Raw genomic sequence first — 6,726 nt, 5'->3', positions numbered from 1 at the left:
AACGATTGAGCAAACTTGAGGTCTGTATATTTAGGGGCGGCGGTGGGCTACTCCCGAGGGCGCGGGAAGCGTGGGGCCGTAGGACGGATGTGGCGGCAGCCCGTCCGTGCCTGAGCGCAGGGCAAACACCTTGGCGTACGAAAGTCCTCGCACTCGGGCGGTTTGACGGAGCGGGCGGCGGGACGTGGCAAGGCGCAGCGCGCCAAACACACCCAACCTACGGTCTGACCCTGAAAGCTGCGCCAAGGGCGGCAAGGAGGTGGATTGCCATCCTGTGTGTCTTCCTGCCTCCAAGGGGCGGGGAGGTTCTTCATGCAATCCCCGTTGGTATCAATGATACTGGTTTGATACTTGATACCACTTCGTGGCACCGAGCCTGGTGGGTGTCTGAAAAGGGGGCGGGCCGAATGGCACCCGGTTAAGGAGACGCCGATGTGGAGAGGGATCGTCCCGATCTCTCAAGCGTGTGCAATGTGGAGCGGGTGCGAGTATCGCGAGCGCTTCAGACGGAGGATATTCAGGATCCTTCTCCGCCCGCATTCGAGGCCGGTCTCAAACCTTCGGCTCAAGCGACGCTAGGTCTCCAGCGGCCAGTTTCAAGCACACGATGCCCTGGGCTAGCAGCGGGTATTTTTGGGAGCCTTTCAAGCCGGGGGATGGCGTGGTCGGGAAGGAGGGACACAAGGCGGTGTCGAACACAAGAGACCAGAGAGCGCTCGCGTCACCGGGAAGAATGAAGGGCTGCGGCTCTGCGCTGTTGTTGAACAGCAGCAGGAGCGGGCTGGATGCCTCACTGGGAGCACCCAGTAGAGCGCCAAAGCTGCGGCGGGTCTCCTGATGCCATTCCTCATGATGCAGCAATGTGCCGTCGCTTTCGATCCAGAGGACGTCGCGCAGGCCGGTGGCGGGATTGAGTTTGCCGTCGAAATAACTGCTGCGCCGAAACACTTCATGGCTGCGGCGGAAAGCGGTGATCTGCCGGGTGAAGGTGAGAATTTCCTCGTCACAGTCGTGCCAGTCCAGCCAGCTGATGTCGCTGTCCTGGCAGTAGGCGTTGTTGTTGCCACGCTGGGTGCGGCCGCGTTCGTCGCCAGCCGTGAGGAAGGGGACGCCGAGGGAGCACATCATGGTGGCGAGCATGCCGCGACGGAGTCGTGCACGCGTTTGCAGCACCCAGGGATCTGCGGTGGGGCCTTCCACGCCGCAGTTGGTGCTGTGATTGCAGCTGTCGCCGTCACGATTGTCCTCTTTATTGGCCTCATTGTGCTTGTGCTCGTAGCTCACGAGATCCAGCAGCGTGAAGCCGTCGTGCGAGGTGAGGAAATTGATGCTCGCCAAAGGGGGGCGCTGGTTCCAGCCGAACACGTCCTGGCTGCCGCAGAAACGCTTGGCGAACTCGGCGGTGGCACCGGCATCTCCGCGCCACCAACTGCGTACCGTATCGCGATACTTGCCGTTGAGTTCCCGCCAGGGTTCGGGAAAATTCCCCACCTGATAGCTGTCCATGCGGGACATGTCCCAGGCTTCGGCGATGAGCTTGACCTTTGAGAGCACTGGGTCCTGCGCCACGGCGCTGAGGAAGGGCGACTGGCGGTTGAACCCGTCCTTTTCGTCTCGGGCCACGGTCACGGCGAGATCAAAACGGAAGCCATCGACGTGCATCTCGGTGACCCAGTAGCGCAGGCTGTCCAGAATCAGGCGCATCCCCGGCGGGCTGGAGGAATCGACCGAGTTGCCACAGCCGGTGACATTCACATAGTCCGCCCCGTCTTCACCAAATTGATGCCGGTAGTAGCTGTGATCGTCCAGTCCACGAAACATCAGTGAAGGGCCGTGCTCATTGCCCTCGGCGGTGTGATTGTAAACGACATCGAGAATGACCTCGATGCCGGCGGCGTGCATGGCCTTCACCATTTCCTTGAACTCACGCACCTGCTCCTGGGGATCTGTTGCGGCGGCATAGGTGTTGTGCGGGGCAAAGAAGCCGATGGTGTTGTAGCCCCAGTAGTTGGTGAGTTCCCGGCCCAGCAGAAAGCCGTCGTCCAGATGCTGATGCACGGGCAAAAGCTGCACGCTGGTGATGCCGAGATCACGCAGATAGGAAGTGACAGAGGGGTGTGCGAGCCCGGCATAGGTGCCGCGCTGCTTGGCGGGGACGTCTGGATGTGTTTGGGTGAAGCCCTTCACATGCAGCTCACAGATGACCGTGTCCTGCCATGGTATGCTGAGTTTGGTATCGCCGGTCCAGTCGAAAGATTCGTCGATCACCACGCTTTTCAGGGCCTCGGCTCCATTGTCGACACGGCCGAGAGCGTGCCGTGGATCGGGCAGCGTGCGCATGTGCTCGGCCTCGTCCGGCTTGCCTTGGATGGCGCGGGCGTATGGGTCGAGCATGAGTTTTTTGGCATTGAAACGCATCGCATTTTTTGGCAGCCAGGGACCATGGGCGCGATAGCCGTACAGGGTGCCTGCTTTGACCCCGTGGACAGTGGCGTGCCACAGATCGCACTCGGTGCGCTGCATGCGGATGCGGGCGGTCTCGCGGTTGGGGGATGCGGGGTCGTAGAGGCAAAGGTCCAGAGCCACGGCATGCCGGGAGTGCGCGACAAACCGGGTGCCAGCGCTCAGCAGAGTGACGCCCGGTGCCAGGGGACCACCGTTGATCTCGAATGCAACGGGCAGGGGGGAGGCAGGCACAGTCACACGAGCAGGTGTGGAGGGCGTCGTCTTCCGGGCAAATTTGCGTTTCAGGCTGGTGAGCAAAGGTTGCATGAGTCTCACAACGCACAACGTTTGCCATGACGCCATGAATTATCGCCATTTGCCCGCCCTTTTTCTGCTGCTGACGACCACCTGGGTACAGGCCCTCAAGCCGTCGGACCCGGCACGCTTTGAAAAGGCCATCCAGGCCTTTGAGGCGGAGGATGCTACGCAAGCGCCGCCGAAGGATGTCACGGTGTTCGTTGGTGCTTCAAACATCCGCCGCTGGCAGTCGCTGCGGGAGAGGTTCAAAAAGACGCCGGTGCTCAATCGTGGCTTTGGCGGCGCGCAGATCAGCGACGTGGTGCATTTCGCGGACCGCTGCGTGATCAAATATCAGCCGAAGCAGATCTACCTCAATGCCGGTGGCAATGACCTGCATGCGGGGCGGACGCCGGAGGAGGTGCTGGCGACCTTTGAGGCCTTTGTGACGAAAGTGCGCAGGGCTTTGCCGAAAAGCGCGATTTCGTATATCTCCATCCCGGCTTCACCCGCACGCTGGGACGAGGTGGCGCAGGTCAAACAGGCCAATGCCCTCATTGCCGCATCCTGCGCGAAGCAGGGCGTCGCTTTCATTGATGTGTTTTCGCTGCTGCTCGGTGCGGACGGCAAGCCGCGCCCTGAGCTTTACGTGGAGGACAAGCTTCACTTCAGCGAGGCCGGTTATGATGTCGTGACCTCGGCCATCCGCTGGCAGAAGGATATTCTGGCTTTTGGGAAGAAGGATGCGGAAAAGGCACCGCCGGAGAACCCCATCGTTTTCACCGGCAGTTCCAGCATTGTGAAGTGGAAGACACTGGAGGAGGATTTCCCCGGACTGCCGGTGATGAATCGCGGCTTTGGCGGCTCCGAGTTGTTTGATTCGTTCAACTACGCGCATCTGACCGTGATCAAGTACAAGCCCCGGCTCGTGGTGATGTATGCCGGCAGCAATGACATCAGCGCGGGCAAAACACCGCAGCGGGTGTTCGCGGATTTCGAAGCCTTTGTGGCCAAGGTTCATGCCGCGCTGCCGGAGTGCCGCATCAGCTACATCTCGAATGCGCCGAATCCGAAGCGCTGGAGCATGGTCGGGGAGATGCAGGAGGCGAGCAGACTCATCGAGGAGTTCACGAAGACCGACAAGCGGCTGCAGTTCGTCGATGTCTATCCGCACATGCTTGGCGCTGATGGCATGCCGAAGCCGGACATCTTTGTTGCAGACGGGCTGCACATGAACGCCAAGGGCTACGTGATTTGGAAGGAAGTGGTGGGGCCGTATTTGAAGTAGCCCTGTCCCTGCGGAACAGGGAAGGGATTTGCAAGCAGCGTAAGGAGTGTGTGGCCAAGCCGGGGGCTATGGGAGAGTCGGAGCGGTTCCTTGTTCCGCAGGAACTAAGCTACTTTGGCTTCGCCAGGCTGGAGCTTCTAAAATCAACAATCGATTGTTCGACAATCGTCAATCCTCCGGCTCAAGGACGCCTAAGCCGTCCATAATTGAAGAGGTTCCAAGCCTCACACCAGCCCTTCCTTCACCGCCTTCGCGATGGCACTTCCACGGCTGCGCACCTGTAGCTTGACGTACACGCTGCGGATGTACTCGTCCGCCGTGTAGTAGCCGATGCCGAGCTGCGCGGCGGCGTCCTTGATGGTGCTGCCGCTGACGAGGAGCTTCAAAATGTCCAGCTCACGCGGGGTGAGGCCGTAGTCTTTGTGCGGCACGTTGGCCTTCGAAAACATCTCCAGCACGCGGCGTGCGATGTGGGGATTGATGGGAGATCCGCCTGCGGCCGCACTGCGGATCGCGGCGGCGATGTCATCGGTGTTGGATGTCTTCAAAAGGTAGCCAGCGGCTCCGGCGCAGATGGCGCGGAAGATTTTGTCGTCTTCTTCAAACACGGTGAGGATCACGATGGCGGTGCTGGGTGCAAGCTGGCGCAGGCGTGTGATGCCATCGATGCCGTTCATGCCGGGCAGGCCGACGTCCAGCAGGAGCACCTGCGGCGCAGGTTCTGTGGCGAGCGCGGCAAAGGCGTCCTCGCAGGCGGTGAAGCGCTGCGTGCAGGTGATGCCGTCGAGGCGGTTCAAAGCTTTGACGAGACGCTCGCCGTAGGTCTTGTGGTCTTCGATGATCCAGAGGTCGATGTTTTCAGGCATGCAGCGGCAGGGTGAGAATTAAAACGGTGCCTTGAGGGGCGGAGGTGATGTCTGTGGAGCCTTGATGCTTGGCGGCACGGCGTTGCAGATTGGTGAGGCCCATGCCGGTGTGTTTGGCGCTGGTGTCGAAGCCGTGGCCGTTGTCGCGGATGGTGAGGATGATGTCGTTGTGGGTCTGCTTGAGCGTGATATGCGCCTCGGTGGCAGCGGCGTGGCGCGTGATGTTGTGCAGGGCCTCCTTGAACATCAGCATGAGGTCGCGCTGGCGGTCCACGGACAGGCGGCGGGTCTGGGCGTGGTCATCGAGATCGAGCGTGTGCTGGATGCCGCGCAGCATGCGGTCGGCGGTTTCGCGCAGGAGTGTGGGCAGGTCATCGGTGCCGTAGCGCTCGCTCTGCATGAGGCGGGTGATGTCGCGCATGGCGTCCACGGTTTCAGCGGCGATGTCTTTGATGTCGGTGAGATCCTCGCGCGACTGCTGGCTTTGCCCACCCTCCGCCAAGATGTCCTGGGCGATGAGGGCGATGCTGCCGAGGCTGCTGCCGATCTCGTCATGCAAATCGTGGGCGATGCGCTCGCGCAGGCGTTCGAGTTCCCCGCGCCGGATGCGGCGCTGACGCTGCAGCCAGAGGAGCAACGCGATGACGCCTGCCACGGCCATGCCGATGAGCAGCACCAGTGCGATCTTTTGCCAATGCTGCGTGATGATCTCGCGTTGCTTCGCGATCAAGCTGAGTTCTTGCTCCACTTCACGTCGCGTAGAAAGAGCCGCAAGCCACCCGGGCCAGTCCACGATGTCAGCGCCGCTGGCAAAACCATCGACTAAAGCGGCGCGTGACCAGCCATTCTGTTCGGTGGAATCGGGAGAATTCACCTCGCAACCGAGGGCGATGTTTTTGCCGTCCGACCAGACCTGCATCTCCGCCATGGCTAGCACGACGGCGCCATTGCTCACATGCGGGTCGAGCACCTGCATGCGTATGAAACGTGCGCGGCGGGCACCGACGAGGGTAACCACATTGTCGCCCGGCAGGGCGTTGTAACTGCCCGACTGCGGCGCGGGCAGGAGGTGCGGTGTATCATTGTCCGCCTCCCGCAACTCGATCTGGTAGCGCACCGGGAAACCGTAGCCGTGGCTGTGTGCGAACTGCGGCGGATACGCGGGGAAGAACCGGATTTCGTCGATGGGACGTACCTGCCCGAGATCAAGTTCGACCCATGGGTTGGTGTGGGGGCGGCCTTCGCTGGCGGGCACACTGCGAAAGCCGAGCGTGGGACTGTGACGCGTGCCGAGCGGTGGCCCGAGCACGGTGTGACCATCCACCAAATTAATGCGTCCCCAGTCGGGCCGGGTGCCCTGGCTGCTGCTGGCACGAACCGCCGCGGGGCCGATGGACTCCAGCCGTGCGCCCAGGTTTTCATTCCCTTGCAGCAGCATCACTTCGCCCAAGGCGCAGAAGGAGCGATCTCCGGTGGAATACAGCCGCGTCGCGGTGATGCGCACCTTTTGTGCCATGCCTCCGTATGTTGGGATCACTATCGGGAGCAGCCCCGGATTGGGGAAATCCGCGCCGGTGTAGTCCGCGATGATGGTACGCTCGTTGTCCTCGCCTTCGCCCAGCAACTCGACATAAAAGCGCAGTGGGAAGCCATAGCCGGTGCTCACGGCGGCACCGTTCGGTGGTGGGGCGATGAGCACGACCGCATCGATGCTTTGCGCCTGCCCCAGATTCAACTCGACCCACTCCGCTTTGTCCGGTGAAGACGAGTAGAGGCTGTGCCAGCCCAGACGCTGGGTGAACTGCACTTCTGGTGCGGAGGGCATAATGC

4 protein-coding genes are annotated in these 6,726 nt (G+C 61.5%); 1 reads left to right on the top strand and 3 read right to left on the bottom strand.

Going from position 1 to position 6,726, the window contains the following annotated elements; genetic code table 11:
- Window positions 1–552: 552 nt before the first annotated feature.
- Window positions 553–2,772, bottom strand: a complete 2,220-nt coding sequence (gene glgX / locus PSV43_RS17040; RefSeq protein WP_300199995.1) for a glycogen debranching protein GlgX — start codon at window positions 2,770–2,772, stop codon at window positions 553–555.
- A gap of 34 nt (window positions 2,773–2,806) precedes the next feature.
- Between glgX and PSV43_RS17035 the strand changes: the two genes are divergently transcribed.
- Window positions 2,807–4,030, top strand: a complete 1,224-nt coding sequence (locus tag PSV43_RS17035; RefSeq protein WP_300199993.1) for a GDSL-type esterase/lipase family protein — start codon at window positions 2,807–2,809, stop codon at window positions 4,028–4,030.
- A 224-nt stretch (window positions 4,031–4,254) separates the two neighbouring features.
- On the opposite strand, the gene PSV43_RS17030 is transcribed toward PSV43_RS17035, so the two are convergent.
- Both PSV43_RS17030 and PSV43_RS17025 read right to left on the bottom strand, forming a co-directional pair.
- Window positions 4,255–4,896, bottom strand: coding sequence for a response regulator transcription factor (locus PSV43_RS17030; protein WP_300199990.1), 642 nt, complete (start codon window positions 4,894–4,896; stop codon window positions 4,255–4,257).
- Window positions 4,889–6,721: an ATP-binding protein gene (locus PSV43_RS17025; RefSeq protein WP_300199987.1), complete on the bottom strand. Its 1,833-nt coding sequence runs from the start codon at window positions 6,719–6,721 to the stop codon at window positions 4,889–4,891. The genes PSV43_RS17030 and PSV43_RS17025 overlap by 8 nt, the downstream gene beginning before the upstream one ends.
- Window positions 6,722–6,726: the final 5 nt, after the last annotated feature.

Source organism: Prosthecobacter sp., assembly GCF_029946185.1.
Lineage (GTDB): Bacteria > Verrucomicrobiota > Verrucomicrobiia > Verrucomicrobiales > Verrucomicrobiaceae > Prosthecobacter.
The sequence above is the reverse complement of the archived record's forward strand: the minus strand, read 5'-3'. Positions and strand labels throughout refer to the sequence as shown.